The 25187-nt window shown below is 64.2% G+C and carries 30 protein-coding genes and 3 pseudogenes; 20 read left to right on the top strand and 13 right to left on the bottom strand.

Annotation, left to right across the window (positions count from 1 at the left end; all coding sequences use genetic code 11):
* The first annotated feature begins 107 nt into the window (after positions 1-107).
* Entirely contained in the window at positions 108-530 is a 423-nt protein-coding gene (locus tag KF708C_RS17965) for an NfeD family protein (protein WP_020203928.1), read from the top strand.
* A 105-nt stretch (positions 531-635) separates the two neighbouring features.
* Positions 636-1562 carry an SPFH domain-containing protein gene (locus KF708C_RS17960; protein WP_059412806.1) on the top strand — a complete coding sequence of 309 codons (927 nt, stop codon included), beginning with the start codon at positions 636-638 and terminating at the stop codon, positions 1560-1562.
* Between the two features lie 154 nt (positions 1563-1716).
* On the opposite strand, the gene smpB is transcribed toward KF708C_RS17960, so the two are convergent.
* Complete coding sequence (gene smpB, locus KF708C_RS17955) at positions 1717-2169, bottom strand: SsrA-binding protein SmpB (protein WP_059412805.1); 453 nt, start codon at positions 2167-2169, stop codon at positions 1717-1719.
* A 268-nt stretch (positions 2170-2437) separates the two neighbouring features.
* Between smpB and KF708C_RS17950 the strand changes: the two genes are divergently transcribed.
* On the top strand, positions 2438-2875 hold the full coding sequence (locus tag KF708C_RS17950) for a type II toxin-antitoxin system RatA family toxin (protein WP_029043806.1): 438 nt from the start codon (positions 2438-2440) through the stop codon (positions 2873-2875).
* On the top strand, positions 2862-3206 hold the full coding sequence (locus KF708C_RS17945; protein ID WP_156173869.1) for an RnfH family protein: 345 nt from the start codon (positions 2862-2864) through the stop codon (positions 3204-3206). Before KF708C_RS17950 ends, KF708C_RS17945 begins: the two co-directional genes overlap by 14 nt.
* A gap of 42 nt (positions 3207-3248) precedes the next feature.
* On the opposite strand, the gene KF708C_RS17940 is transcribed toward KF708C_RS17945, so the two are convergent.
* Together KF708C_RS17940 and KF708C_RS17935 are read right to left on the bottom strand one after the other, a co-directional pair.
* Positions 3249-3818: a DUF4124 domain-containing protein gene (locus tag KF708C_RS17940; protein WP_231586528.1), complete on the bottom strand. Its 570-nt coding sequence runs from the start codon at positions 3816-3818 to the stop codon at positions 3249-3251.
* 106 nt (positions 3819-3924) lie between these two features.
* Positions 3925-4884, bottom strand: a complete 960-nt coding sequence (locus KF708C_RS17935; RefSeq protein ID WP_020203921.1) for a DMT family transporter — start codon at positions 4882-4884, stop codon at positions 3925-3927.
* Positions 4885-5006: 122 nt separating this feature from the next.
* Between KF708C_RS17935 and guaB the strand changes: the two genes are divergently transcribed.
* The 4 genes from guaB to KF708C_RS17915 all read left to right on the top strand — a co-directional run bounded on the left by guaB (position 5007) and on the right by KF708C_RS17915 (position 10311).
* Positions 5007-6470, top strand: a complete 1464-nt coding sequence (guaB, locus tag KF708C_RS17930) for an IMP dehydrogenase (protein ID WP_020423833.1) — start codon at positions 5007-5009, stop codon at positions 6468-6470.
* A gap of 125 nt (positions 6471-6595) precedes the next feature.
* Positions 6596-7207 carry a hypothetical protein gene (locus tag KF708C_RS17925; RefSeq protein WP_059412802.1) on the top strand — a complete coding sequence of 204 codons (612 nt, stop codon included), beginning with the start codon at positions 6596-6598 and terminating at the stop codon, positions 7205-7207.
* Positions 7182-8801: a glutamine-hydrolyzing GMP synthase gene (guaA, locus tag KF708C_RS17920; protein WP_020203918.1), complete on the top strand. Its 1620-nt coding sequence runs from the start codon at positions 7182-7184 to the stop codon at positions 8799-8801. The genes KF708C_RS17925 and guaA overlap by 26 nt, the downstream gene beginning before the upstream one ends.
* A gap of 307 nt (positions 8802-9108) precedes the next feature.
* Positions 9109-10311, top strand: a complete 1203-nt coding sequence (locus KF708C_RS17915; protein ID WP_033945656.1) for a tyrosine-type recombinase/integrase — start codon at positions 9109-9111, stop codon at positions 10309-10311.
* A gap of 89 nt (positions 10312-10400) precedes the next feature.
* On the opposite strand, the gene KF708C_RS17910 is transcribed toward KF708C_RS17915, so the two are convergent.
* Both KF708C_RS17910 and KF708C_RS34700 read right to left on the bottom strand, forming a co-directional pair.
* The gene (locus KF708C_RS17910) at positions 10401-10646 is read right to left on the bottom strand and encodes a helix-turn-helix transcriptional regulator (protein ID WP_017760536.1); all 246 of its coding nucleotides are present in this window, start codon (positions 10644-10646) and stop codon (positions 10401-10403) included.
* Positions 10647-10749: 103 nt separating this feature from the next.
* A complete protein-coding gene (locus KF708C_RS34700) occupies positions 10750-11787 on the bottom strand; it encodes a LuxR family transcriptional regulator (RefSeq protein WP_202808375.1) in 1038 nt (345 codons plus the stop codon).
* Positions 11788-11877: 90 nt separating this feature from the next.
* On the opposite strand from KF708C_RS34700, the gene KF708C_RS17905 reads away from it, so the two are divergent.
* The 3 genes from KF708C_RS17905 to repC are packed head-to-tail and all read left to right on the top strand — an operon-like array spanning position 11878 to position 13852.
* On the top strand, positions 11878-12099 hold the full coding sequence (locus tag KF708C_RS17905; RefSeq protein WP_017760538.1) for a hypothetical protein: 222 nt from the start codon (positions 11878-11880) through the stop codon (positions 12097-12099).
* Between the two features lie 15 nt (positions 12100-12114).
* The gene (locus KF708C_RS17900) at positions 12115-12993 is read left to right on the top strand and encodes a helicase RepA family protein (RefSeq protein WP_033945652.1); all 879 of its coding nucleotides are present in this window, start codon (positions 12115-12117) and stop codon (positions 12991-12993) included.
* Complete coding sequence (gene repC / locus KF708C_RS17895) at positions 12983-13852, top strand: replication protein C, IncQ-type (RefSeq protein WP_033945669.1); 870 nt, start codon at positions 12983-12985, stop codon at positions 13850-13852. Before KF708C_RS17900 ends, repC begins: the two co-directional genes overlap by 11 nt.
* Before the next feature lie 92 nt (positions 13853-13944).
* On the opposite strand, the gene KF708C_RS35770 is transcribed toward repC, so the two are convergent.
* Positions 13945-14289, bottom strand: coding sequence for a hypothetical protein (locus KF708C_RS35770; RefSeq protein ID WP_153573963.1), 345 nt, complete (start codon positions 14287-14289; stop codon positions 13945-13947).
* Between the two features lie 281 nt (positions 14290-14570).
* On the opposite strand from KF708C_RS35770, the gene KF708C_RS17890 reads away from it, so the two are divergent.
* The 3 genes and pseudogenes from KF708C_RS17890 (at position 14571) to KF708C_RS34690 (ending at position 16162) form a co-directional block, all read left to right on the top strand.
* Positions 14571-14870 (top strand): TraK family protein, encoded by a 300-nt coding sequence (locus KF708C_RS17890; protein WP_017760541.1) that lies wholly within the window; start codon positions 14571-14573, stop codon positions 14868-14870.
* Positions 14871-15270: 400 nt separating this feature from the next.
* Positions 15271-15663, top strand: a pseudogene (locus KF708C_RS34695) (relaxase/mobilization nuclease domain-containing protein); the annotation flags it as partial.
* 31 nt (positions 15664-15694) lie between these two features.
* The gene (locus KF708C_RS34690) at positions 15695-16162 is read left to right on the top strand and encodes an LPD7 domain-containing protein (protein ID WP_143218699.1); all 468 of its coding nucleotides are present in this window, start codon (positions 15695-15697) and stop codon (positions 16160-16162) included.
* Between the two features lie 34 nt (positions 16163-16196).
* Here the strand turns inward: KF708C_RS34690 and KF708C_RS17875 are convergent.
* From KF708C_RS17875 to merT, 7 genes and pseudogenes are all read right to left on the bottom strand, one after another.
* Positions 16197-17543, bottom strand: a pseudogene (locus KF708C_RS17875) (Tn3 family transposase); the annotation flags it as partial.
* An 18-nt stretch (positions 17544-17561) separates the two neighbouring features.
* Positions 17562-17963, bottom strand: a pseudogene (locus tag KF708C_RS37120) (EAL domain-containing protein); the annotation flags it as partial.
* Positions 17960-18196 carry a broad-spectrum mercury transporter MerE gene (gene merE / locus KF708C_RS17870; protein ID WP_003132004.1) on the bottom strand — a complete coding sequence of 79 codons (237 nt, stop codon included), beginning with the start codon at positions 18194-18196 and terminating at the stop codon, positions 17960-17962. The gene merE and the pseudogene KF708C_RS37120, both read right to left, overlap by 4 nt.
* A complete protein-coding gene (merD, locus tag KF708C_RS17865) occupies positions 18193-18558 on the bottom strand; it encodes a mercury resistance co-regulator MerD (RefSeq protein WP_000995360.1) in 366 nt (121 codons plus the stop codon). The genes merE and merD overlap by 4 nt, the downstream gene beginning before the upstream one ends.
* A 17-nt stretch (positions 18559-18575) precedes the next feature.
* Positions 18576-20261, bottom strand: coding sequence for a mercury(II) reductase (gene merA / locus KF708C_RS17860; protein WP_003158917.1), 1686 nt, complete (start codon positions 20259-20261; stop codon positions 18576-18578).
* A 71-nt stretch (positions 20262-20332) separates the two neighbouring features.
* Positions 20333-20608, bottom strand: coding sequence for a mercury resistance system periplasmic binding protein MerP (merP, locus tag KF708C_RS17855; protein WP_033945651.1), 276 nt, complete (start codon positions 20606-20608; stop codon positions 20333-20335).
* A 12-nt stretch (positions 20609-20620) separates the two neighbouring features.
* Entirely contained in the window at positions 20621-20971 is a 351-nt protein-coding gene (merT, locus tag KF708C_RS17850; RefSeq protein ID WP_003131974.1) for a mercuric ion transporter MerT, read from the bottom strand.
* Between the two features lie 71 nt (positions 20972-21042).
* Here merT and KF708C_RS17845 point away from each other — a divergent pair, with 71 nt between their 5' ends.
* From KF708C_RS17845 to trbL, 6 genes are all read left to right on the top strand, one after another.
* A complete protein-coding gene (locus KF708C_RS17845; RefSeq protein WP_003131969.1) occupies positions 21043-21477 on the top strand; it encodes a mercury resistance transcriptional regulator MerR in 435 nt (144 codons plus the stop codon).
* A gap of 104 nt (positions 21478-21581) precedes the next feature.
* Positions 21582-21836 carry a FitA-like ribbon-helix-helix domain-containing protein gene (locus KF708C_RS17840; RefSeq protein ID WP_033945649.1) on the top strand — a complete coding sequence of 85 codons (255 nt, stop codon included), beginning with the start codon at positions 21582-21584 and terminating at the stop codon, positions 21834-21836.
* Complete coding sequence (locus KF708C_RS17835; protein ID WP_033945647.1) at positions 21837-22256, top strand: type II toxin-antitoxin system VapC family toxin; 420 nt, start codon at positions 21837-21839, stop codon at positions 22254-22256.
* A 170-nt stretch (positions 22257-22426) separates the two neighbouring features.
* On the top strand, positions 22427-23212 hold the full coding sequence (trbJ, locus tag KF708C_RS17830) for a P-type conjugative transfer protein TrbJ (protein WP_033945646.1): 786 nt from the start codon (positions 22427-22429) through the stop codon (positions 23210-23212).
* 15 nt (positions 23213-23227) lie between these two features.
* Positions 23228-23503 carry an entry exclusion lipoprotein TrbK gene (gene trbK, locus KF708C_RS17825; protein WP_033945644.1) on the top strand — a complete coding sequence of 92 codons (276 nt, stop codon included), beginning with the start codon at positions 23228-23230 and terminating at the stop codon, positions 23501-23503.
* Positions 23500-25149, top strand: a complete 1650-nt coding sequence (gene trbL, locus KF708C_RS17820; RefSeq protein WP_033945643.1) for a P-type conjugative transfer protein TrbL — start codon at positions 23500-23502, stop codon at positions 25147-25149. The genes trbK and trbL overlap by 4 nt, the downstream gene beginning before the upstream one ends.
* Positions 25150-25187 lie beyond the last annotated feature (38 nt).

Genomic DNA, 25187 nt, shown 5'->3' with positions numbered 1-25187 from the left:
TGCGCCAGGTGTTCCGAACCCCCGCAGGCGCCCTGGCGCTGCGGGGGTTTTTCATTTTTGGGTCCGCCCGCCCGCGCGGTGGCGGCGGGCAGGCAAGGGGGAGCGAGATGGCGCCGTACTACATCTGGTTTGCGCTGGCCGCGGTGCTGGTGATCGCGGAACTGGGGCTCGGCACCTTGTACCTGCTGATGGTGGCGCTGGGCGCGGCCGCCGGCGGCCTGGGCGCGCTGGCCGGGCTCGGGCCCGCCAGTCAGACCGTGCTCGCCGCGCTGGTGGGGCTGGCCGGCTTCGTGGTGCTGCGGCGTTCCCGCTATGGCCGCACGCGGCGCGACGCGGCGGAGCGCGATCCCAACGTCAACCCGGACATCGGCCAGGAGCTGGAAGTGCCGGCCTGGGGCGAGGGCGGCCGCGCGCGGGTGCGCTACCGCGGCACGGAGTGGGACGTCGAGCTGCAGAGCGGCGCCGCCGCGCCGGGGCGCTTTCGCATCGTCGAGGTGCACGGCAACACGCTGTTCGTCAGCCCGCGCTAGGCGCCCGGCTTTCCCCGGTTTTTCAGGCGCTTTCCGGATTTTTTCGGCTTTTCGCGCTTCTTTGCGGCTTTTCGGAATCCTTTTTCAACCCGTCCTGGAGGTCCCATGTTCGAATTCTTCGGCAGCCTGCTGCCCCTGCTGGTCCTGGTCGCGGTGATCGTGCTGGTGGCGCAGAGCTTCAAGATCGTGCCGCAGCAGCACGCCTGGGTGCTGGAGCGCCTGGGCAAGTACCGCGCGACGCTGACGCCAGGGCTTACCGTGGTGCTGCCCTTCGTCGACCGGGTGGCCTACAAGCACGTGCTCAAGGAAATCCCGCTCGACGTGCCGAGCCAGGTCTGCATCACGCGCGACAACACGCAGTTGCAGGTCGACGGCGTGCTGTACTTCCAGGTCACCGATCCGATGAAGGCGTCCTACGGCTCGAGCAATTTCGTGGTGGCCATCACCCAGCTCTCGCAGACCACGCTGCGCTCGGTGATCGGCAAGCTGGAGCTCGACAAGACCTTCGAGGAGCGCGACTACATCAACCACAGCGTGGTCAACGCGCTGGACGAGGCCGCCGCGAGCTGGGGCGTGAAGGTGCTGCGCTACGAGATCAAGGACCTCACGCCGCCCAAGGAGATCCTGCACGCCATGCAGGCCCAGATCACCGCCGAGCGCGAGAAGCGCGCGCTGATCGCGGCGTCCGAGGGCAAGCGGCAGGAGCAGATCAACCTGGCCACCGGCGCGCGCGAGGCCGCCATCCAGAAGTCGGAGGGCGACCGCCAGGCCGCCATCAACCGCGCCCAGGGCGAGGCCTCGGCGATCCTGGCGGTGGCGGAAGCCAACGCGCAGGCCATCGAGAAGATCGGGCGGGCCATCCGCACCGATGGCGGCATGGAAGCGGTCAACCTGAAGGTGGCCGAGGAATACGTGGGCGCCTTCGGCAACCTGGCCAAGCAGGGCAACACGCTGATCGTGCCGGGCAACCTCGGCGACATGAGCAGCATGGTGGCCGCCGCGCTGCAGATCGTGAAGGGGCAGAAGGCTTAGGGCGCCGGGGAGGGCTGCGCGGGAGCGCGCAAGGGCGTCGGGAAGTACGCCGGGAAGTAGGCCGGGAAGGGCGCGCAGGCAGGGCAGGAGGGCAGGAGAGCGGCGCCGCTCATGCGAGCCGCGGCAGGCGCGGCCCGTAGTGACCTATAGTGGCCTACTCCTTCGTCGCGCCCTTCATGATGCGCGCCTTCTCGCGCTGCCAGTCGCGGTCCTTCTCGGTCTCGCGCTTGTCGAACTGCTTCTTGCCCTTGGCCAGGCCAATCTCGCATTTGACGCGGCCGCGCGTGTAGTGCAGGTTCAGTGGCACGATGGTAAAGCCGCGTTGCTCCACCTTGCCGATCAGCCGCTTGATTTCCTCGGCCTTGAGCAGCAGCTTGCGGGTGCGCACCGCGTCCGGGTTGACGTGGGTGGAAGCGCTCTGCAGCGGGCTGACGTGGGCGCCGATCAGGAACAGCTCGGCGTCGCGCACGACCACGTAGCCTTCCTTGATCTGCACGCGACCGGCGCGGATCGCCTTGACTTCCCAGCCCTCGAGCACGATCCCCGCCTCGTATCGCTCTTCGATGAAGTAGTCGAAAAAGGCTTTCTTGTTGTCTGCGATGGTCATGCGGTCCGGGTAAAGGAAATAACGGTAGGAAAAAACAAAAAACCAGAATAACGAAGGGAGGGGGCGGGCTGGCGCGCCGCGCCGCAGGGCGCCGGGGAGGCCGCCACGCGCCTCGCGGGCGCGGCCGGGATGCCGCCGGGCCGCGCGTGGGCTAAAATTGCGATTCTAGCAAACCGGCCGCTCCCGGTGGATCCCGCAGTGCATCATGGCGCAGGCGGGATTTGCGCGGGCCTTGCCGCGCTTCCCGATATTCCCGATTTCCCGATACATGGCAGACGTCCATAAATCCGTGCTGCTTGGCTACTCGGCCGAGCAGATGTACAACCTGGTCACCCAGGTCGAGGACTATCCCAAGTTCCTCCCCTGGTGCGGTGGCGTGGAGGTGTTCGAGCAGACCGAGACCCTGCTCGACGCCAAGATCCACATCCACTTCAACGGCATCAAGCAGTATTTCCACACCCGCAACACGCAGGAGCGGCCCGTGCGCATCGATATGGTGTTCGAGGACGGCCCCTTCAAGGTCTTCAGCGGTTCCTGGCGCTTCACGCCGCTGCGCGAGGACGCCTGCAAGATCGAGTTCCACCTGCACTACGAATTCTCCAGCTTCCTGCTGGAAAAGATCATCGGACCGGTGTTCAGCATGATTGCCAATACGTTCGTCGATGCCTTCGTCAAGCGCGCCGAGGTGGTCTATGGCAACCGCTGAAGCCGTGCCCGCGCTGCGCGTGCTGGTCTGCTACGCGCGCCCGGAAGGCGCCTTCCTGAAGGAAACCGAGGTGGCGCCGGGCACCACCATCGTCGGCGCGATCGGCGCATCGGGGCTGCTGCGGGCCTGCCCGGAAGTGGACCCGGCCACGCTGCGCGTGGGCATCTTCAACAAGCTCAAGACGCCCGACACGGTGGTGCGCGAGGGCGACCGCATCGAGGTCTATCGCCCGCTGGTGGCGGACCCCAAGTCGGCGCGCCGCAAGCGCGTGCTCAAGACCCGCCGCGGCGGCACCCGCGAAGGCCAGAAATGGCTGCGCGGCGGTGGCTGACCCAGCGGCTGAACCGGCGGTCGATCCGGCCGCGCGGCCCGCTCAGACGCAGTTCTCGGCGAGGCTGGCGTTGGTGCGCTGCAGTTCGGCCTGGCGCTGGTCGTCGTCGAGGTGCTGCGGCGAGCCGTCCGGCGCCGGCACGGTGATGCGCCGGTTCTGCTGCAGGGCCGCGGCGTAGCCGCGCAAGCCGGCGCAGCGCGCCTCGCGCTCCTGCGCGGCCTTGTCCTTGGCGGCCTGGTCGGCCTCGGCCTTGAGCGTTTCGGCGCGGCGCTTCTGGAAGGCATCCTCGGAGCCGGTGGCGGTCTCCGCGCGGGCTTCCGCCTTTGCTTCCCCCTTCGCTTCGGGCCTGGCCGCGGCGGCATCCGAGGCGGGCGCCGCGTCGGCGGGCCGCAGCATGCCGGCAAAGCGACCGGGCGCCTTGATGACGCTGGCGACCGGCACCGAGGGCGGCGGCGGGACGTCGCTGAACACGGTGCGGCCGGCGGCGTCGCGCCACTGCCATTGCGCCTGCGCGGCGGCGGGGTGGCAGAGGCAGGCCAGGGCGGCGAGCGTGAGGGTCGCGATCGGGTGCGCGGCGAGGTGCGCGGTCAGGCGCGCAAACATGGGTTTCATTGGCTCGGGTCGTCGGGTCGGGGTGACAGCCTGCGGGGAGCAACGGGAATCGGCGAATCGGAATATCGCGGCCGCGCGGCCGGACCGCCGCGACTGCGGCGCTAGTTTAGGCAGACTTGCCGGTGGCGTGCAAGCGCACCGACCACGCCACGCCGACCATCAGCAACACAATGGCGGCGATCTCCAGCGGGCGCGGCAGGCGGTGGTCGAACACGAAGCCGTAGGCCAGCGCGAACAGCGTCTCGAACACGATCATCTGGCCCGACAGCGTGAGCGGCAGGCGGCGGCTCGAGATGTTCCACAGGTTGTTGCCGATCAGCGACGCGCCCAGCGCCACCGCCGCGTTGACCATCCAGAACCATTGCCAGTCGCGCCCGCTGCCGGCGTCGCCCAGGCGGTCGCCGGCTAGCAGCCAGCCGGCGATGGCCAGCACCACCGAGACCACGCCGGTGGAGATGCCGTACAGCGCCGACCACTCGTTGCCGCTGTACTGGGGGTTGCGCTGCAGGTAGCGCGCGTTGTCGACCGCATAGAGCGTCCAGCACACCAGCGCGCCGGCCGCGCACATCACGCCGGCCACGCGCTCCCACACCGTGCGCGCGGCCTCGCCGGCGGCCGGCCCGTGCGCGCCGGCGCCGCCGCCGAACAGGTCGAGGTTGATGCAGGCGATGCCCGCGGCCACCACCAGCAGCGGCCAGATCAGCCGCGCCAGCGGCACCGCGCCGTGGTCGCGCCGCCCCATGATGGTCACGGAGATGGGCAGGATGCCGATGATCAGCGAGGTCGGGCCGACCCCGGCGAGCTGCACGCCGAAGGCCAGCAGCACGTAGTAGAGCAGGTTGCCGGTGAAGGCCTGGCGCAGCAGCGCCACGCAGTCGGCGCGGGTGAGCTTGCGCGCGATGCGCGTCATCAGCGGCAGCGCGGCGGCGAACGCCACCAGCCCGTAGGCCAGGTAGCGGCCGATGGCCAGCTCCCACGGCGAGAAGACCGGCAGCAGCTTGGGCGCGATGAACACCATGCCCCAGAACGCGCCGGCCAGCAGGCCGCACAGTACGCCGATCCCCATCGTGGTCCGCCTATGCCGGAAAAAAGACAAAGAGCATAGCAGACTCGCACAAGGGCACTCGCAGGCGCATCAAGAAACGTGCCATTCCTGTATAATTCGGTTTTGCGCCTAGAGGAATTGCTATGCGTCTTGTCCAGAAAGCACTCACATTCGATGACGTGCTGCTCGTGCCGGCCTATTCGTCGGTACTGCCCCGTGATGTCTCCCTCCGCACCCGCCTGACCCGTTCGATCGAACTGAACATTCCGCTGGTATCCGCCGCAATGGATACCGTCACGGAAGCCCGCCTGGCCATTGCAATGGCGCAGGCCGGCGGCATCGGCATCGTCCACAAGAACCTGAAGCCGGCCGACCAGGCCCGCGAGGTGGCGCGCGTCAAGCGCTACGAGTCGGGCGTGCTGCGCGACCCGATCACCATCCCGCCGGACATGAAGATCCGCGATGTGATTGCATTGTCACATCAATACGGCATCTCCGGCTTCCCCGTGCTGGAAGGCAAGTCCGTGGTGGGCATCATCACCAACCGCGACCTGCGCTTCGAGGAAGACCTCGACGCACCGGCGCGCGCCAAGATGACCCCGCGCGAGAAGCTCGTCACGGTGGGCGAGGACGCCTCGCTGGAAGACGCCAAGCGCCTGATGAACCGCCACCGCCTCGAGCGCGTGCTGGTGGTCAACCAGGCCTTCGAGCTGCGCGGCCTGATCACCGTCAAGGATATCCAGAAGGCCGTGGAACACCCGCTGGCCAGCAAGGACGACCGCGGCCAGTTGCGCGTGGGCGCGGCGGTGGGCGTGGGCCCCGACAACGACGAGCGCGTCGACCTGCTGGTCAAGGCCGGCGTCGACGTGATCGTGGTCGACACCGCCCACGGCCACAGCCAGGGCGTGCTCGACCGCGTGCGCTGGGTCAAGCAGAACTACCCGCAGGTGCAGGTGATCGGCGGCAACATCGCCACCGGCGCCGCCGCGCGCGCGCTGGTCGACCACGGCGCCGACGGCGTCAAGGTCGGCATCGGCCCCGGCTCCATCTGCACCACCCGCATCGTCGCCGGCGTGGGCGTGCCGCAGATCACCGCGGTGGCCAACGTGGCCGAGGCGCTCCAGGGCACCGGCGTGCCGCTGGTGGCCGACGGCGGCATCCGCTACTCGGGCGACATCGCCAAGGCACTCGCAGCCGGCGCGCACGTGGTCATGATGGGTGGCATGTTCTCCGGCACCGAGGAAGCGCCGGGCGAGGTGTTCCTGTACCAGGGCCGCTCGTTCAAGAGCTACCGCGGCATGGGCTCGGTGGGCGCGATGAAGGACGGCGCGGCCGACCGCTACTTCCAGGAAGACAACACCGCCAACGTCGACAAGCTGGTCCCCGAAGGGATCGAAGGCCGCGTGCCCTACAAGGGCTCGGTCACGGCCATCATCCACCAGCTTTGCGGCGGCGTGCGCGCCTCGATGGGCTACTGCGGCAGCAGCTCCATCGCCAGCTGGCACGAGACTTCCGAGTTCGTGCAGATCACCGCCGCCGGCATGCGCGAATCGCACGTGCACGACGTGCAGATCACCAAGGAAGCGCCGAACTACTACATCGACTAAGTCGATTCGACCAGTGGCTGCGCGGGGCGCGACGCCCCGCCAGCCGCGCGGCCCGGTACAGGTTTCCCCCGGGCCGAGCCGGCCGCGCCCCCAGGCCGGGCCCACGCCTGACCGGAGGAGATTTCATGAAAGTATTGCTGCGAGCTGTGCTGTTCCTCGATGCCCTGCTGCAGTTGCTGCTCGGCGCCGTCCTGCTGCTGTCGCCTTTCACGACGCTCTACAGTGCGCTGCAACTGCCGCAGCCCCAGCCCCCGCTCTACGGGCAACTGCTCGGCGTCGCGCTGATCGGCCTGGCGCTGCTGCTGTGGCAGGCCACCATCAACGGCCAGCTCACGGTCGCGGTGGCGCGCACGGTCGGGCAGGTCAACCTCGTCAGCGCGATCCTGATCGTGGCCTGGATGCTCATGCTCGACCTGCCGGTGCAGGGCGCGGGCAAGATCTGGCTGCCGGTGCTGGCCGCGGTCCTCGCTTTCTTCGCGGCCGTGCAGCTGCCCGCCGCCAAGCGCGTGCGCGTGCGCGAGCGCGCCGAACGCGACAAGCGCGAACTGCAGAAAGACGCGCAGAACAAAGATGCCGGCACGCCGCCCGCGGCACGCCGGCCGCAATCACCCGAATACCGGCAAGAGCCCGGTATCACCCCGCCGCCCGGCTATGGCCCGGGCACCGAGGTGATGCCCGAGCCCGCGCTGGACGACACGCCATCCGCCCATCATGCACGACAAAATCCTCATCCTTGACTTCGGCTCGCAGGTAACGCAGCTGATCGCCCGCCGCGTGCGCGAAGCGCACGTCTACTGCGAGATCCACCCGAACGACGTGTCGGACGAATTCGTGCGCGAGTATGCGCCCAAGGGCGTCATCCTGTCCGGCAGCCACGCCAGCACCTACGAAGACCACCAGCTGCGCGCGCCGCAGGCCGTGTGGGACCTCGGCGTGCCGGTGCTCGGCATCTGCTACGGCATGCAGACGATGGCCGTGCAGCTGGGCGGCAAGGTGGAATGGAGCGACCACCGCGAATTCGGCTACGCCGAAGTGCGCGCGCATGGCCACACCGCGCTGCTCAAGGACCTGGAAGACTTCGCCACGCCCGAAGGCCACGGCATGCTCAAGGTCTGGATGAGCCACGGCGACAAGGTCGCCGAGCTGCCGCCCGGCTTCAAGCTCATGGCCTCCACGCCGAGCTGCCCGATCGCCGGCATGGCCGACGAAGCGCGCGGCTACTACGCCGTGCAGTTCCACCCCGAAGTCACGCACACCGCCAAGGGCCGCGACATCCTCGAACGCTTCGTGCTCAAGATCGCCGCCGCCCGGCCCGACTGGGTCATGCGCGACCACATCGCCGAAGCCGTCGCCAGGATCCGCGAACAGGTCGGCGACGAAGAAGTCATCCTCGGCCTGTCCGGCGGCGTCGACTCGTCCGTGGCCGCCGCCCTGATCCACCGCGCCATCGGCGACCAGCTCACCTGCGTGTTCGTCGACCACGGCCTGCTGCGCCTCAACGAAGGCAAGATGGTCATGGAAATGTTCGCCGGCCGCCTGCACGCCAAGGTCGTCCACATCGACGCCGCCGAACAGTTCCTCGGCCACCTCGCCGGCGTCACCGACCCCGAAGCCAAGCGCAAGATCATCGGCCGCGAATTCGTCGAAGTGTTCCAGGCCGAAGCCAAGAAGCTCAGCAAGGCCAAATGGCTCGCGCAAGGCACCATCTACCCCGACGTGGTCGAATCCGGCGGCACCAAGACCAAGAAAGCCACCACCATCAAGAGCCACCACAACGTCGGCGGCCTGCCCGAGACGCTCGGCCTCAAACTGCTCGAACCGCTGCGCGACCTGTTCAAGGACGAAGTGCGCGAACTCGGCGTCGAACTCGGCCTGCCGCCCGAGATGGTCTACCGCCACCCGTTCCCCGGCCCGGGCCTGGGCGTGCGCATCCTCGGCGAAGTCAAGCGCGACTACGCCGAACTGCTGCGCCGCGCCGACGCCATCTTCATCGAAGAACTGCGCGCCACCATCGCCACCGAACAGGACGCCGCCGCCGGCCTGTGCGAACCCGCCCAGGTCGGCAAGAGCTGGTACGACCTGACCAGCCAGGCCTTCGCCGTGTTCCTGCCGGTCAAGTCCGTCGGCGTGATGGGCGACGGCCGCACCTACGACTACGTCGTCGCGCTGCGCGCGGTGCAGACCACCGACTTCATGACGGCGCATTGGGCGCATTTGCCTTATGCGTTGCTGGGGCGTTGCTCGAACCGGATTATCAACGAGGTACGTGGCTTGAACCGGGTGGTGTATGACGTTTCGGGGAAGCCGCCGGCTACGATTGAGTGGGAGTGATTCGGCGTCTGGCATCGGCTGGCACCGAGTAGCATGAAAACACACCTAAGCCCGCGTCACTGCGGGCTTTTTTATGATTTGGTTCGGCACCGTCAGGCAATATTTGGCATCGCCAAGCACCGTTTTTTCATGGCATGATGAATGGCATTGAACGCTTCAATGCCATGAGATGCCGCCAATACCATGCAGCCACCTTCCGGGTGTTCATGGTATTGATATGGCGTAACACAATGATTTTATTGTGTTTTTACGCCATGATAGGATGGGCTGCGAATCATGGTATTGGAGCCGAATCAGGGCGAAAACCATGCTGACCGATACCAAGCTGCGCAACCTCAAGCCGAGGGACAAGCTCTACAAGGAAAACGACCGTGACGGCCTCTATGTGGCCGTCACGCCCGCCGGGGCGATCTCGTTCCGCTACAACTACTCGATCCACGGCCGGCAGGAGACCATCACCTTCGGCCGCTATGGCGTCGGCGGCATCACCCTTGCGGAAGCCCGCGAGCGGTTGGGCGAGGCCAAGAAGATGATCGCGGCTGGGAAGTCGCCGGCCAAAGAGAAGGCGCGGGACAAGGCTCGCATCAAGGATGCGGAGACGTTCGGGGCATGGGCGGAAAAGTGGCTGCGCGGCTACCAGATGGCCGACTCCACCCGCGACATGCGCCGTTCAGTCTACGAGCGCGAGCTGAAGCCGAAATTCAGCAACCAGAAGCTGGTGGAGATCACCCACGAGGACTTGCGGGCGCTGACCGATGCCATCGTGGAGCGCGGTGCACCGGCGACCGCAGTGCATGCTCGCGAGGTGGTGTTGCAGGTCTTTCGCTGGGCCATCGAGCGCGGCCAGAAGGTTGAGAACCCGGCAGAGCTGGTGCGGCCGACGACTATCGCCAAGTTCGAGCCGCGCGACCGTGCGCTGACGCCCGACGAGATCGGTCTGATGTACCAGTACATGGAGCGCATCGGCACAACGCCATCCATTCGGGCTGCCGCCAAGTTGTTGCTGCTGACGATGGTGCGCAAGAGCGAGCTGACCAACGCGACCTGGAGCGAGATCAACTTCAGCGAGGCGCTTTGGACCATCCCGAAGGAGCGGATGAAGCGACGCAATCCGCACCTGGTTTTCCTGTCCCGGCAGGCGCTGGACATCTTCATTGCCCTCAAGACCTTTGCCGGCGGATCGGACTACGTGTTGCCGTCGCGGTACGACTCGGACTTGCCCATGAGCAGCGCCACGCTCAACCAGGTGCTGACGCTGACGTATCGGCTGGCGCAGAAGGAAGGGAAGTCACTCGCCAAGTTCGGGCCACATGACTTGCGGCGCACAGCTAGCACGTTGCTGCATGAGGCCGGCTACAACACGGACTGGATTGAGAAGTGCCTGGCGCACGAGCAGCGAGGCGTCAGGGCCGTCTACAACAAGGCCGAGTACCGCGAGCAGCGGACGGCGATGTTGCAAGACTGGGCGGACATGATCGACGAATGGACACTGAAGCGGCCGAAGGCGTAAGCCAGAAGATGACAGTTCGCTCGCCTGCCCGAACATCGAGGCATGGCCCCGGGTTTCATTGACACTTGAGGGGCGCTGCGTTTTAGCCGCTAAAAAGTGGCTGCTGCGACCGACGGGGTGAAGCCGGGACGCATGGCCTGAGTGCCCGATGCCTTGCGCGCCTCGATCCATTCCTCGACCTCTGCCAAGTCCCAGGCGACGTTTCGGCTGGTGAGTGCGATCCGGCGCGGGAATTCCCCACGCTGCTCCATGTTGAAAATCGTGCGCTCAGACAGCGGGATCATCGCCAGTAGCTTCTTGCGGTTGATAAGCGTCTTGCTTGTCGTTGCTTGCATCTCCTGGCCTCTTTCAGTCACTTGCGAACATGTGCCTGATGGTGCCTGGCGAAGCAGGTTGATTCGGTCCAATTGTTGGCGATTATGGTTGACAAGATGGGCGTCAAAAAACGAAGTGCCTATTGGGTTTCCTCAGGTCGAATATTTCGGAAATCGATGTCAGTGCTTTAGATACCGCTTGGCGGGTCAGGGATTTTTGTCCATGGCCTTGCAACTTGCTTGCGATCACTGATTGATTGAACCCGGAATGTAGAAGAACCAGCATTTTTTTCTTGGTGTCCGACAGCTTATTGTCCACCATCAATCGGGCCAGATTGCGCAGCGCGGCTTTGTCTGCCGGCTGCACTCCCTTGTGCAGCAAATAGCGGTAGTAATAGCTATCTACCAGTGGATCGCCCGACGCCGCTGCCTGTGGTGAGGACGGCCTGGCGCATTGGCGGCTGAGCCTCGCTACTTCGACTTCAAACTGGCTGAGCGACCGCTTCGCTTGTCTGTATACAGGGTTCCATTCGCCATTCGGAAGTTTGGGGCGATGCCTGTTGCAATACTGATGGCTGAGTTCAAGCTTCTTGCGGTTTTCAAGCTCCACATCATTGACCTTCTCCTCGGCGACTATGGCCATGAAGGCTGAAAACTCCGAAAGATTTCCGCAGAGATCGCAAAAGCCATGTTTGCGTTCTGCATTGAGACTGACGCCCCTGACGGCAGTTGAGGTCTTTGGACGCTTTCGGCCACAGTCACTAACCAAGTCGATTAATGATTCGAACGAGGCAACAAAGCGTTGATCTCTGGCTGTTTGCGTGTCTTCCGTCTTGATGAACTGGCGTAGCAACTGCCGTTGAACACGAACCATCGCATCAAACCCAACCAGTCGAATAATTGCGCTGAAGCCGATTCCTGTTCCCGCGCCGGGGACGTAACCAGAATAGCGTGCCGGTAGAGTTGCCAAGTACGCGCTCACGGCGGGGTCGACCACTTCGTGGATCAGTCGCCAGATGGGGTAGCGTCTTGAGGATATGGAGTATGGCTTCCAGCGTTCGCGAAAGTCTTTGATAGCCTGAGAAACGCCAGGCGCACATCCTTCCCAGATGGAAATGTAGTAAGGGCCAAGGCGTTTCTGCGCGTCTTCTTCGCTTTCCATGTCAACCATTATCGACAACAAATAGGCTCCAAGCAAGCCTGGCGCTGCGTAACCTTCGTTGCAATTCAGTTGATAACGGAGGTTTACGCAATGACGATGGAAGACACGCTGCTGCAACGCTTCGGCCCGCTGCTGAGCATGGCACAGCTCGCCTCTGTCCTGGATCGATCGCCGGATGGATTACGGATCAGCCTGCGCGCACCGAGCGAGTGGGCGGGGCGGATCAACAAGTCCCGCTTGAAGATCGGCCGGCGGGTCTACTTCCGAACTTCGCAGATCGCCGAGGTGTTGAGCGACGAGTCCCTGTACTGAGCGGGGAACAGCGTCATGGCGATTGATGTACTGGCGGCCTTCGAGCAAGAACCGCCGGTGCTTGACTTCATATGGCCCGGCTTCCTTGCGGGCACTGTGGGCGCGCTGGTCGCCCCGGGGGCCACAGGCAAGAGCTTCTGGGCGCTGGAAGCGGCCATGAGCATTGCATGCAGCGTTGCCGGCGGCGACCTCGTGGGCCTGGCCCCCGCACACACCGGGCGCGTGGTCTATCTGGCCGGGGAAGACCCGCCGCCCGCGCTTGTACGGCGCATTCACGCCATCGGCCAGCACCTCGGGCATGCAGCCCGCGAAGCCATAGCGGAGAACCTTGCGCTTGAGCCGATCATGGGCAAGCGCCTGAACATCATGGAAAAGGTTCAGTTGCGCCGCGTCATCGAATACAGCGCCGAAGCGAGGCTGATCGTACTGGATACCCTGAGCCGCATCCACGCCCTCGATGAGAACAGCAACGGCGATATGGCCCGCCTCGTGGCTGTGCTGGAGCAGGTCGCGGCTACCACGGGCGCATCCGTGCTCTACCTGCATCACGTCAGCAAGGGAAGTGCTCGCGAAGGGCAGACCGACCAGCAACAGGCCGCACGTGGTGCGTCCGCGCTGATCGATAACGCCAGGTGGTGCGGTTACGTCGCGCGCATGACTGAGGACGAGGCGAAGCGCCTCAGCGACCGCGCTCATGACCGGCAGCCCATCGGCGATGAGCGGCGTGGCTACTTCGTGCGCTTCGGCGTCAGCAAGCAGAACTACGACGCCACGCCGCTTGATCGCTGGTACATGCGGCACGCCGGCGGCGTGCTGTTGCCGGTGGAGCTGTATGAGGCCCGCAGAAATGAGGAAAAGGGACGTGATGGTCGGAGGCGAGGCGATGGCTTTTGACCTCACCCATGCCAGGCACGACCCAATGCACTGTTTGGTTCCCGGTTTGTTCCGCAGTCTCAAGCGCGGCGAACGAAAGAAGTTCAAGCTCGATGTGACGTATCACTATGCCGAGAATGAACAAGCGCGATTCGTCGGCTTTGAGCCTCTTGGCGCTGACGATATGCGATTGCTGCAAGGCCTTGTGGCTCTTGGAGGGCCGAAGGGCATCATCCTGACGCCACAGCCAACAGCGGATTTGCCGAGGCAACTCCGTCTATTCCTGGAGCCGAAGTTCGACGCGGTTGGGCAGGATGCGCTTGTCGTACGCGAGAGCATGACAAGCCTACTGGCCGAAATCGGCTTGACCGATGGCGGCGACAACATCAGGGCGATCAAGGCGTGCTTGCTCCGCATGGCGAACGTGACGGTGGTAGTCACAAAAGGAAGCCGGCAAAGGTCCTTTCACCTGATGAGCTATGCCTTCGACGACGAAGACGGGCGGCTATTCGTTGCGCTGAATCCCCAGATTGCGGAGGCGATTCTTGGGCGGCGCCCCTACACCCGCATCGAGATGGCCGAGGTGCGGGCGCTCCAAACCGACCCGGCTCGCCTGATTCATCAACGGCTGTGCGGCTGGATCGACCCTGGCAAAGCCGGGCGCGCAGAACTCGATACGCTTTGCGGTTACGTCTGGCCGGACGAAGCGAACGCCGAGGCCATGAAGAAGCGCCGGCAGAAGGCTCGCAAGGCCCTGGCCGAGCTTGATGCCGTGGGCTGGAAGGTGAACGAGTATGCAGAAGGAAAGTGGGAAATCGGGAGGCCGAGGCCCGTAGCAACGTTCCCCAATCTCCGTAGCAACGTTCCCCTTCACCCGTAGCAACGTTCCCTGCCAAAAACTGGAAAACACAGTAACGGCGCGGGCTTGCGGTCAGTCCGCAAATTCCATCCATGATCTTCCAAGATCATCCACTAGGCGCGGCATTTGCCGCCGCCCTGTAGGGCGACGCCAAGCCATTGCCTGCGGCCTTCGGCCGTTGAGTTGTACGCCAGAAAGGTGGTCAGCTCCTGGTTGATCTTTTTAGCGGCTAAAACATAGCGCCCCTCAAGTGTCGATAGGCAGGCGTTGTATGTTGTATGTTGTATGTTGTAGCGCGCTACAACATACAACAGTTCAATGCGATTCCCGGCCACGTCATAAGGGCGGCCTTCTTTTCGCGCGCACGTCGAAGCTGCAGCATCGTCACTTCCGGCGAGGCTGGCCACATCCCGGCCACGGTCGACCATCGCCACATCCAGCGATGCACCGAGGGCCATCGCCACATTCGACGATGACGGCCGCCGGCGCTGGATCTCGCATCGCCACTTCCGACGATGAGATCCCACTCTTTGACACTTGAGGGGCGGAGCTGCGGGGATTCTTCCGGCCTTTTCCTCTTGGCGTTGAAACTTTTTCGGCGTTGCTGAATGGCGTCTACCGCATTTTCTGTCGCGTCGAGTCCTTCATGTCAACCAATTCGGCCAACTATTGGAATGTTGTGTAGGCTGCCAGTTCGTAACCTTCGGAGTAGTTCAGTTGATAACGGAGGTTTACGGAAATGACGACAAGGATTGAGCAGGAACTGGCCGCTCGTCTCAAGCGCGAGCAGAAAAGCGGGCGGCTGACGCGGAAGGACTACTTGCCAGCGTTCATGGCGGCGCGCTCGAACGTGATGGAGGCGATGGCCGCAGGCTTTGCGCTAAAGATCATCTGGGAGCACATGCACGAGATCGGGCGCATTCCGTTTCGCTACGAAACGTTCCTGAAATACGTCCAACAGCACATCACCAATGCGCCGGCCGACCTGACGATGCCAAGTTCAGAAGGTAAGGCCGCTGGTCCGGCGAAGCGGACTTGAGCCAGCACGCTTGCTATGAAGAACGTCCAACAAGGTCCGTATTCAATCGCTGTAAGCAGTCTTGTGAAACGCTGCAACCGCCCGGGTGAATCGCAGCAAGCGCACGTAAACCGGCAACTTTTATCTGTTTTCCCGCGGTTGGCGTGCCATTGCGCGTCAATGGCGTGCTTATCGCGTGAGATTAGGTGAGTCGATTGTCGAGAATCAACGCGATGGTGCGGGCAGGATGTGTGAAGTTAGCTAACCGGCGAGCCGGTTATCTATCTTCACTATCCCTTATTCGCGCCGGGGGCGCTCAACGGGTCATCCTGCTCTGCGAGGCAGCCGGCTACCGCCGGAGTGGTTCAGCCGAGGGCCGAGCCTTGAGCTTTTTAGCGGCTAAAAAGCCCGGAGGCCGGCCATGATCGCCAAGCACGTGCCGATGCGCTCGCTTGGCAAGAGCGACTTCGCGGGTCTTGCGAACTACATCACCGACGCGCAAAGCAAAGACCACCGGCTGGGCCAGGTGCAGGCGACGAACTGCGAAGCCGGTTCCATCCAGGACGCCATCACGGAGGTGCTGGCGACCCAGCACACGAACACCCGCGCGAAGGGCGACAAGACCTACCACCTGATCGTCAGCTTCCGGGCCGGCGAGCAGCCGAGCGCCGACACCTTGCGCGCGATTGAGGAACGCATCTGCGTCGGGCTGGGCTATGGCGAGCATCAGCGAATCAGTGCCGTCCACAACGACACCGACAACCTGCACATCCACATCGCCATCAACAAGATTCATCTTTCGCGCCGGCAACTCGGCTGTGCGCGATGATGGCGAGCGTCTGGCCGTGTCCAGCCAAGCCGACCGCGCCGGCGTGGCGGCGGCGCTGCGCCTGGCGATGGAACGCTATGGCGAGCGCATCGCCGTCAGCGGCAGCGTGGCGTTCAAGGCCGCCGTGATCCGAGCGGCGGTCGATGCGCAGCTTCCTATCACCTTCGCCGATCCAGCCCTGGAAAGCCGGCGGCAGGCCGAGACCACGAAGGCCGAGGTCAAGCGCCGGCCAGGCGTGCCGGCAGCCGGCCCGGAACCACCGCCGCATCGCCGGCATGGCCTGCGCACGCTTGGCCAGCTCGACAACCTGCACATTGAGGGCGAGGCCCAACGGCCGGCGCAAGTGCCGACCACCTCGGCCCCGAAGCCGTCCAGGGTCCAGAAGTCGGCACCGTCCGAGTTGGAGCAGCGCGAGGCCCGGATACGGGCGCAGATGGAAGCCAAGAGGGCGAGACGCCAGGGCAGGAAGGGGCGTGGAGCTTGATGGGGTCGCCTCAGAAAACGGAAAATAAAGCACGCTAAGCCGGTTGCAGCGGTCGTAGCGGCCTGAACTTGCCCGCGCCGATCTTGGCGCTGCTGCGCCAGAGGTAATCGCCGGTGAGGTTGATGTGCTCCCAACCGAGCGGCGACAGGTACTGCAACAGCGCGTCATCAACGGCATGGCCGTTGCCACGCAGCGCGTGCGCAGCCCGTTCCAGATAGACCGTGTTCCACAACACGACGGCAGCCGTTACCAGATTGAGGCCGCTAGCCCGGTAGCGCTGCTGCTCGAAACTGCGGTCGCGGATTTCACCCAGGCGGTTGAAAAACACTGCCCTGGCCAGCGCATTGCGCGCCTCGCCCTTGTTCAGGCCGGCATGCACGCGGCGGCGCAGTTCCACGCTTTGCAGCCAGTCCAGGATGAACAGCGTGCGCTCGATGCGGCCCAGCTCGCGGAGCGCCACGGCCAGGCCGTTCTGGCGTGGGTAGCTGCCGAGCTTTCGGAGCATCAGGGAGGCCGTCACCGTGCCCTGCTTGATCGAGGTGGCCAGCCGCAGGATTTCGTCCCAATGGGCGCGGACGTGCTTGATGTTGAGCGTGCCGCCGATCATGGGTTTCAGCGCGTCATAGGCGGCGTCGCCCTTCGGGATGTAGAGCTTGGTGTCGCCCAGGTCGCGGATGCGCGGCGCGAAGCGGAAGCCCAGGAGGTGCATCAGGGCGAAGACGTGATCGGTGAAGCCCGCCGTGTCGGTGTAATGCTCCTCGATCCGCAAGTCGGACTCGTGGTACAGCAGGCCGTCGAGCACGTAGGTCGAATCGCGCACGCCGACGTTCACGACCTTGGTGTGAAATGGCGCGTACTGGTCAGAAATGTGGGTGTAGAACGTCCGCCCTGGGCTGCTCCCGTATTTCGGGTTGATGTGGCCGGTGCTCTCGGCCTTGCTGCCGGTGCGGAAGTTCTGGCCGTCCGACGATGAGGTGGTGCCGTCGCCCCAGTGCTCGGCGAAGGGATGGCGGAACTGTGCGTTGACCAGATCGGCCAGCGCCGCCCCGTAGGTTTCGTCGCGGATGTGCCAGGCTTGCAGCCAAGCCAGCTTGGCGTAGGTCGTGCCGGGGCAAGACTCCGCCATCTTGGTCAGGCCCAGGTTGATCGCGTCGGCGAGGATCGTGGTCAGCAACAGGTTCTTGTCTTTGGCCGGGTCGCCCGATTTCAGATGCGCGAAATGCCGAGTGAAGCCCGTCCATTCGTCCACCTCCAGCAGCAGTTCGGTGATCTTGACGTGCGGCAGGATCATTGCCGTCTGGTCGATCAGCGCTTGGGCGGTGTCGGGTACCGCCGCGTCGAGCGGCGTGATCTTCAAGCCTGACTCGGTGATGATGGCGTCACCAAACGCGACCGATTCGGTCAGCTCGATTTCGAGATACTCGGCGGGCAACTCGGCATCAGCCAGCACGCCCTTTACCCACCCGTCGAAGTCCGGTCCCACTTGGCTCGCCGAAACATTGACGGCCAGCCGGAACGGTCGCCATGCCAGCATTCGCCAGTCACGCATCTGGCGGCAGGCTTCGCCCAGCACCCAAGCGCCGATTTCAGGCATCAGGCCGGACGATTCGACCACGGGCAGGAACTGGCCCGGTGGCAATAGTCCAAGCGTCGGATGACGCCAGCGCAACAGGGCTTCCGCGCCGACAATCCCACCACTGCGCAGATCGACGACGGGCTGGTAGTGCAGTTCAAGCTGCCCGCGCTCGACCGCTTGGGCCAGTTCCGGCGTCGTCCATCCATCCGGCCGGAAAGCGCTCATTCTCTTTCCCTGAATGCCCGCAACGCCCGCGACAGGGACAGAAGGAACAGGCCGGTCAAACCGAGCGCCGCGATGACCCAATGCTCGCCGAGGAAAGCACCGGCGGTTGTGCCGGCCAGCACGACAGCGAGGATGGGCAGGTGGCAGGGGCAAGTCAGCACAGCCAGTCCGCCCCACAGGTAGCCGGTGATCGGTTTGTGCGTCTCGGACGGCAAGCGCTCGGGGTTGTTCATGGCAGACTCTCCGCGTGCTGTGCCGGCTCGGTCGGCAGGGTGGCCAACTGCACTTCCAGATCGGCCAACGCTTCGCGCCGACGCTCGACGAACTGACGCAGCAGGGCAAGCTGCGCGGCCGCTTCGTCGCCGTCCGCCGCATCCAGCGCCCGGCACAGCCGCGCCAGCGCGTCGAGGCCGATGCCCGCCTCGAAGGCCGCCCGCACGAAGCACAGCCGTTGCAAGGCGGCGTCATCGAACAAGCCGTAGCCGCCTGGTGTGCACGCCACCGGGCGCAGCAATCCGCGCAGCAGGTAGTCGCGCACGATATGCACGCTCACCCCGGCATCAAGAGCCAGCCGGGACACCGTGTAGGCGTTCATTGAACACCTCCTTTTTCTCACCCGGCGCAGCAGGAAAGCTGCTTCACATCCTTGTTGAAGGTCTGCGCCGCGAGCTTCAACCCCTCGACCATCGTCAGGTAGGGGAACAACTGGTCGGCCAGTTCCTGCACCGTCATGCGGTTGCGAATGGCCAGAGCCGCCGTCTGGATCAGTTCACCCGCTTCCGGCGCGACCGCCTGTACGCCGATCAGCCGATGGCTGCCTTCCTCGATAACCAACTTGATGAAGCCGCGTGTGTCGAAGTTGGCGAGCGCACGCGGCACGTTGTCCAAGGTCAAGGTGCGGCTGTCGGTCTCGATCCCGTCGTGGTGGGCTTCCGCCTCGCTGTAGCCCACGGTCGCCACTTGCGGATCGGTGAACACCACGGCCGGCATTGCGGTCAGGTCGAGCGCCGCATCGCCGCCGGTCATGTTGATCGCGGCACGGGTGCCGGCCGCTGCCGCCACATAGACGAACTGCGGCTGGTCGGTGCAGTCGCCGGCCGCGTAGATGTTCGGGTTGCTCGTGCGCATGCCTTGGTCGATGGCGATGGCACCTTGCGCATTGACAGTGACCCCCGCTGCGTCCAGCGCGAGGCTGCGCGTGTTCGGTGTCCGACCGGTGGCAACCAGCAGTTTGTCGGCGCGCAATTCACCGTGCGTGGTGGTCAGCACGAATTCACCGTCCATATGGGCGACCTGGCTGGCTTGCGTGTGCTCCAGCACCTCGATGCCCTCGGCACGGAAAGCGGCTGTCACCGCCTCGCCGATGGCCGGGTCTTCACGGAAGAACAAGGTATTGCGCGCCAGGACCGTGACCTTGCTGCCCAGCCGGGCAAAGGCTTGCGCCAGCTCCAGCGCCACCACCGACGAGCCGATTACGGCAAGGCGTTCGGGAATGGTGTCGCTCGCCAGGGCCTCGGTGGAAGTCCAGTAGGGTGACTCTTTCAAGCCCGGAATCGGCGGGACCGCCGGGCTGGCACCCGTGGCGACCAGGCAGCGGTCGAACATCACGACGCGCTCGCCACCCTCGTTCAAACGGACGGTAAGGCTCTGGTCGTCCTTGAAGCGCGCCTCACCGTGCACAACGGTGATGGCCGGATTACCGCCCAGGATGCCTTCGTACTTGGCGTGCCGCAGTTCGTCGACGCGGGCCTGCTGCTGGGCCAGCAGCTTACTGCGGTCAATCGTAGGCACAGTTGCCGCAATACCGCCATCGAACGGGCTTTCCCGGCGCAGATGGGCGATGTGGGCGGCGCGGATCATGATCTTGGACGGCACACAGCCGACATTGACGCAGGTGCCGCCGATGGTGCCGCGCTCGATCAGCGTGACCTGCGCGCCTTGCTCGACGGCTTTCAGCGCCGCCGCCATCGCGGCTCCACCGCTGCCAATGACCGCTACCTGCACCGGGGGCTCGTTGCCACTGTGCTTTTCGGCGGCGGCCATCCATCCCCGCACCTTGTCGAGCAGTCCGACGCGGTTGTCCGCCAGTGGCGCATCGGCTAGCGTTGCCTTGTAGCCCAGTCCGGCCACGGCGGCAGTCAGCGCGTCCGGCGATGTGCCCGGCACGATGGCGAGTTGCGCTGTGCCCTTCGGATAGGACACCAGCGCCGACTGCACGCCTGGCACTTTTTCCAGCGCTTCCTTGACGTGCGCCGCGCACGAGTCGCAAGTCATGCCGGTGATTTTTAGATGGGTCATGCAACAGATCCTTTATCGTTTGTGGCGCCAGACAATGACGTCCGTTGTGCTGCGGTGCCGTTTTCAGTGACTCACTGCTTGACGCTGGACGGATAGCCCGCGTCTGCGGTTGCCTTGATCAGCTTCTGCACGCTGGTCTTGGCATCGTCGAAGGTGACGACCGCTTGGCGTGTCTCGAAAGTCACGTCAACTTTGCTGACGCCTTCGACCTTGGAAATCGCCTTCTTGACAGTGATCGGGCAGGCGGAGCAGGTCATGCCCGGTACGGACAGCGTGACGGTCTGGGTGGCGGCCCAGACGGGGGCAACAACGGCGGCGAGGGCGAGGGAGGCAAACAGTTTCTTCATGGTGAACTCCGATCAGTAGAAAAATGGCATGACGTAGGGAAATCCGAGCGCGACCAGAACCAGCGCGGCCACGATCCAGAAAATGAGCTTGTAAGTAGCTCGCACTTGGGGAATCGCGCAGACCTCACCCGGTTTGCAGGCCGCTGCCTGCCGGTAGATGCGCCGCCAGGCGAAGAACAACGCCACCAGCGCCACGCCGATAAAGATGGGGCGATAGGGTTCCAACACCGCCAAGTTGCCGATCCAAGCGCCGCTGAACCCCAAGGCGATCAGAACCAACGGCCCGAGGCAGCAAGCCGAGGCGAGGATGGCGGCAAGCCCTCCAGTGAAGAGCGCGCCGCGCCCGGTTTTTGGTTCAGACATGCGCTTGTCCTTTCGAATTGAAATTGGATAGCGTAACCTTACTTCCGTACTCATGTACGGAGTCAAGCGATATGGAAAACAATTTGGAGAACCTGACCATTGGCGTTTTCGCCAAGGCGGCCGGGGTCAATGTGGAGACCATCCGTTTCTATCAGCGCAAGGGCTTGTTGCTGGAGCCTGACAAGCCCTATGGCAGCATCCGCCGCTATGGCGAGGCGGATGTAACGCGGGTGCGCTTCGTGAAATCAGCCCAGCGGCTGGGCTTCAGCCTGGATGAGATCGCCGAGCTGCTGCGGCTGGAGGATGGCACCCATTGCGAGGAAGCCAGCAGTCTGGCCGAGCACAAGCTCAAGGACGTGCGCGAGAAAATGGCTGACCTGGCGCGCATGGAGGCCGTGCTGTCTGAGTTGGTGTGCGCCTGCCATGCGCGAAGGGGGAACGTTTCCTGCCCGCTGATCGCGTCACTACAGGGTGGAGCAAGCTTGGCAGGTTCGGCTATGCCTTAGCGTGCTTTATTTTCCGTTTTCTGAGACGACCCCTTGATGCTTGCGCAGGTGACTGCATTTATCTATGATTGCAGTCATGGACAGCAAATGAGAGGTTTTGAATTATGGCAATCTTGACTGTAAGGAACGTGCCTGATGACGTGCATCGCGCTTTGCGCGTGCGGGCGGCTCAGCACGGCCGCAGCACGGAAGCGGAGGTGCGCGAGATTCTGGCGGCTGTGGTCAAGCCAGAGAAGCGCGTGCGCGTGGGCGAAGCCTTGGCCGCCATCGGTCGCAAGATCGGGCTGACCAATGAAGATTTCGCTGTGTTCGAGAGCGTGCGCGACAAGACGCCGGCCAAACCGTTGAGCTTTGACTGAATGATCGTCCTGGATACCAACGTCGTTTCTGAGGCGATGAAGCCAGAGCCAGACGCGGGCGTAAGGGCCTGGCTGAACGACCAGGCGGCGGAAACCTTGTATCTGTCGAGCGTCACGCTGGCCGAGTTGCTGTTTGGCATCCGGGCGCTGCCAGCAGGCAAGCGCAAGAACATGCTCGACCGCGCCCTGAACGAACTGCTGGAGCTGTTCAAAGATCGGGTGCTGCCGTTCGACACGGATGCAGCGCGCCACTACGCCGACCTGGCCGTGACGGCCAAGAACGGCGGGCGTGGCTTCCCGACGCCAGACGGCTACATCGCGGCCGTTGCCGCATCGCGGGGCTTTATCGTGGCATCACGCGACACATCGCCCTATGAAGCGGCCGGTGTGACTGTCATCAATCCTTGGGAGGGCGTGTAGGGCCAGCGACACCCCGTAAGGGCCAAGAACAGAATCACAGAAGTCCGGGCCTCAGTGCCCAGGGCGATACCGATCAGCTAGTGGCGTAGCTCTTCGATGAAACCTTGCCATGGGCAAGCGCGAGCTTGGTCAGGGCATTGCCTTTCTTTCATCGAATGGAGATTACGCTCATGAAGCACGTTCGTTTTTTAGCGGCTAAAACCGCGCTCGCCGCCGCCCTGGCCGGCAGCATCGTCATCACGCCTGTGCAGGCTGGTATTCCCGTCATCGACGGCACCAACCTGTCGCAAAACATCATGACGGCCATCGAGTCGGTGGCTCAAACGCTCAAGCAAATTGAGCAGTACGGCACCCAGCTCCAGCAGTATCAGAACCAGCTCCAGAACACGATGGCCCCGGCCGCGTATATCTGGGATCAGGCGCAATCGACCATCAACGGGTTGATGAACGCCACCAACACGCTGAACTACTACAAGAACCAGCTCGGCAGCCTGGACAGCTACATCGGCAAGTTCCAGGACGTGAACTACTACAAGGGGTCGCCGTGCTTCTCGGCCACCGGCTGCTCGGCCGCTGAGTGGACGGCCATGAAGAACGTGCAGCAGCTCGCCAGCGAGTCGCAGAAGAAGGCCAACGATGCCTTGTTCAAGGGCCTCGACAAGCAGCAAGACAACCTGACCGCCGACGCCGCGACGTTGCAGCGGCTCCAGTCCTCGGCGCAGGGTGCAACCGGGCAGATGCAGGCAATCGGCTACGCCAACCAGCTCGCCAGCCAGCAGGCCAACCAGCTCTTGCAGATTCGCGGCCTGTTGATCGCGCAGCAGAACGCGGTGGCGACCAAGATGCAGGCCGACGCCGACAAGGAAGCCCAGCAGGCGGCGGCCGGGGCAACTTCCAGGGAATCGAGGATCGAGCGCACGGCCACCCCGAAAAACTGGCTCGAACTGACCCGCTGACGGAGGCCCAGCACCATGAAAAAGACGATGCTGCTTGCCGGCCTCGCGGCGGCGATGCTGGCCGGCTGCGACAACAAGCCGGCCATTCCGCCCATGCCCGAGGTCAATGACACCAATTGCCAGATCGAGGCGATCAAGAAGATCGAGGATAGGGCTACGCGCGAAACCTTCGCCGGGTTGTGCTCGCGCCGGTCGCCGGCCGGCGGCGGCATCGCCCCGACCGAGCGGCCGATGAACTGGCTGGAGCTGGCCGATCCGAAAGGCTCGAAGGGGCAGGAGGTGAAACCATGAAAGCACTGCACAAGGCGGCGCTGATCGGCGTCACTCTCGCGCTTTACTCCACCGCTGCGTCGGCTCAGCTCACCAACCAGGGGATGCTTGACCAAGTGGTGACGGAGTTCGCCACGCGGGCCACGGCCTGGCAGACAGTGGTGATGAACGCCGCGACGTTCTTGTTCTGGACGCTGGGCACGATCTCGCTCGTCTGGACGTTCGGCTTCATGGCGATGCGCAAGGCTGACATTGGCGAGTTCTTCGCCGAGTTCATCCGCTTCATTCTGTTCTTCGGCTTCTTCCTCTGGCTACTGCGCAACGGCCCGGCCTTCGCCAACTCGATCATCCAGTCACTGGCCCGGATCGGTGAGCAGGCATCCGGGGTGGCGTCGGTGACACCCTCGGGCATCGTGGATATCGGTTTCATGATCTTGAAGCAGGCATTCACGAACTCGTCGATCTGGTCGCCCGTGGATAGCTTCATTGGTGTGGCCTTGAGCGTCGGCATCCTGATCCTGCTGGCAGTTGTCGCCGTGAACATGCTTCTGCTGCTCGTGTCAGGGTGGTTGCTGATGTACGCCGGCATCTTCTTCCTCGGCTTCGGTGGCTCTCGTTGGACTTCCGACATGGCGATCAACTACTACAAGACGGTGCTGGGCGTGGCCGTGCAGATCATGACGATGGTGCTCCTGGTCGGCATCGGGAACGACCTGCTTTCCAGCTTCTACGCCAGGATGAACACCGGCACGCTGAACTTTGAAGAGCTGGGCGTGATGCTGGTTTTCTGCGTGGCGTTGCTGATGCTGGTCAATCGTGTGCCGCCACTGATCGCCGGCATCATTTCTGGCACGGGCATTGGAAACGCCGGCGGCATCGGCAACTTCGGCGCGGGCGCTGCTGTAGGTGCTGCGATGGGCGCGGCCAGTGTTGCGGCCGGTGCTGCAAGCATGGCCGGTGCTGCCGTGATGAGTGGCGCGGCCAACCTCGCCGGCGGGGCTTCGGCCGTTAAGGCCGCTTTTGAGAAGGCCCAGGGCAACGCGACGAGCGATGCCGGCGCAGGCGTGGACATGATGGCGAGCATGGGCGGCGCGAATACATCGAGCGGTCAGGATTCGGCCGGCGCAGGGGCATCACCGTTCGCGCAGGCGGCAGGCTTTGGCGGTTCGTCGTCGGGTGGCAATAGCACGTCACTCGGCAGCAGCTCGGCCAGCGCGAAGGGTGACGACAAGGCCAGCGCCGGCGACAAGGGCGGCAGCTCGACGGCCAGTAGTGGCAACGGTGCCGACAAGGCGGCCAAAAGCGAACCCAAGTCCGCTGCCGGCGGGGCAGGACAAGGGCAGCAGGGCAGCCATCAGGCCGCGCCAGGCAGCACCGGCCCTAGTGGTTTGACTCGTGCCGCAGCATTGACAGCGGGCACCGCCGGCGAGCTGGCGAAAGGCGCAGGTGCTGTGCTCAAGGGCAAGGCCGTGCAGCTCGCAGAGGGCTTCCAGGAGCGCATGGGCCAAACGATCGGCGGACAGGTGGCAACGGCGATCCGGGCTGGCGCGGCAGCCGAGCCTCTGGCTTTCGATGGCAACAGCTTGGCCGGCGAGCAGGCCGGCAATCAGGCTGCCGATCCAGATGATGAAGTCGCTGCTTTCGTGAATCGCTCGACGCCAGCATGAAAGGCGCGTCGGCCGGCGTGGGGCCGGCCGACACTTCC

The organism is Cupriavidus basilensis (assembly GCF_000876015.1).
Taxonomy (GTDB): domain Bacteria; phylum Pseudomonadota; class Gammaproteobacteria; order Burkholderiales; family Burkholderiaceae; genus Cupriavidus; species Cupriavidus basilensis_B.
Note: the sequence above shows the minus strand (reverse complement) of the source record. Positions and strands in the feature narration are given on the sequence as shown.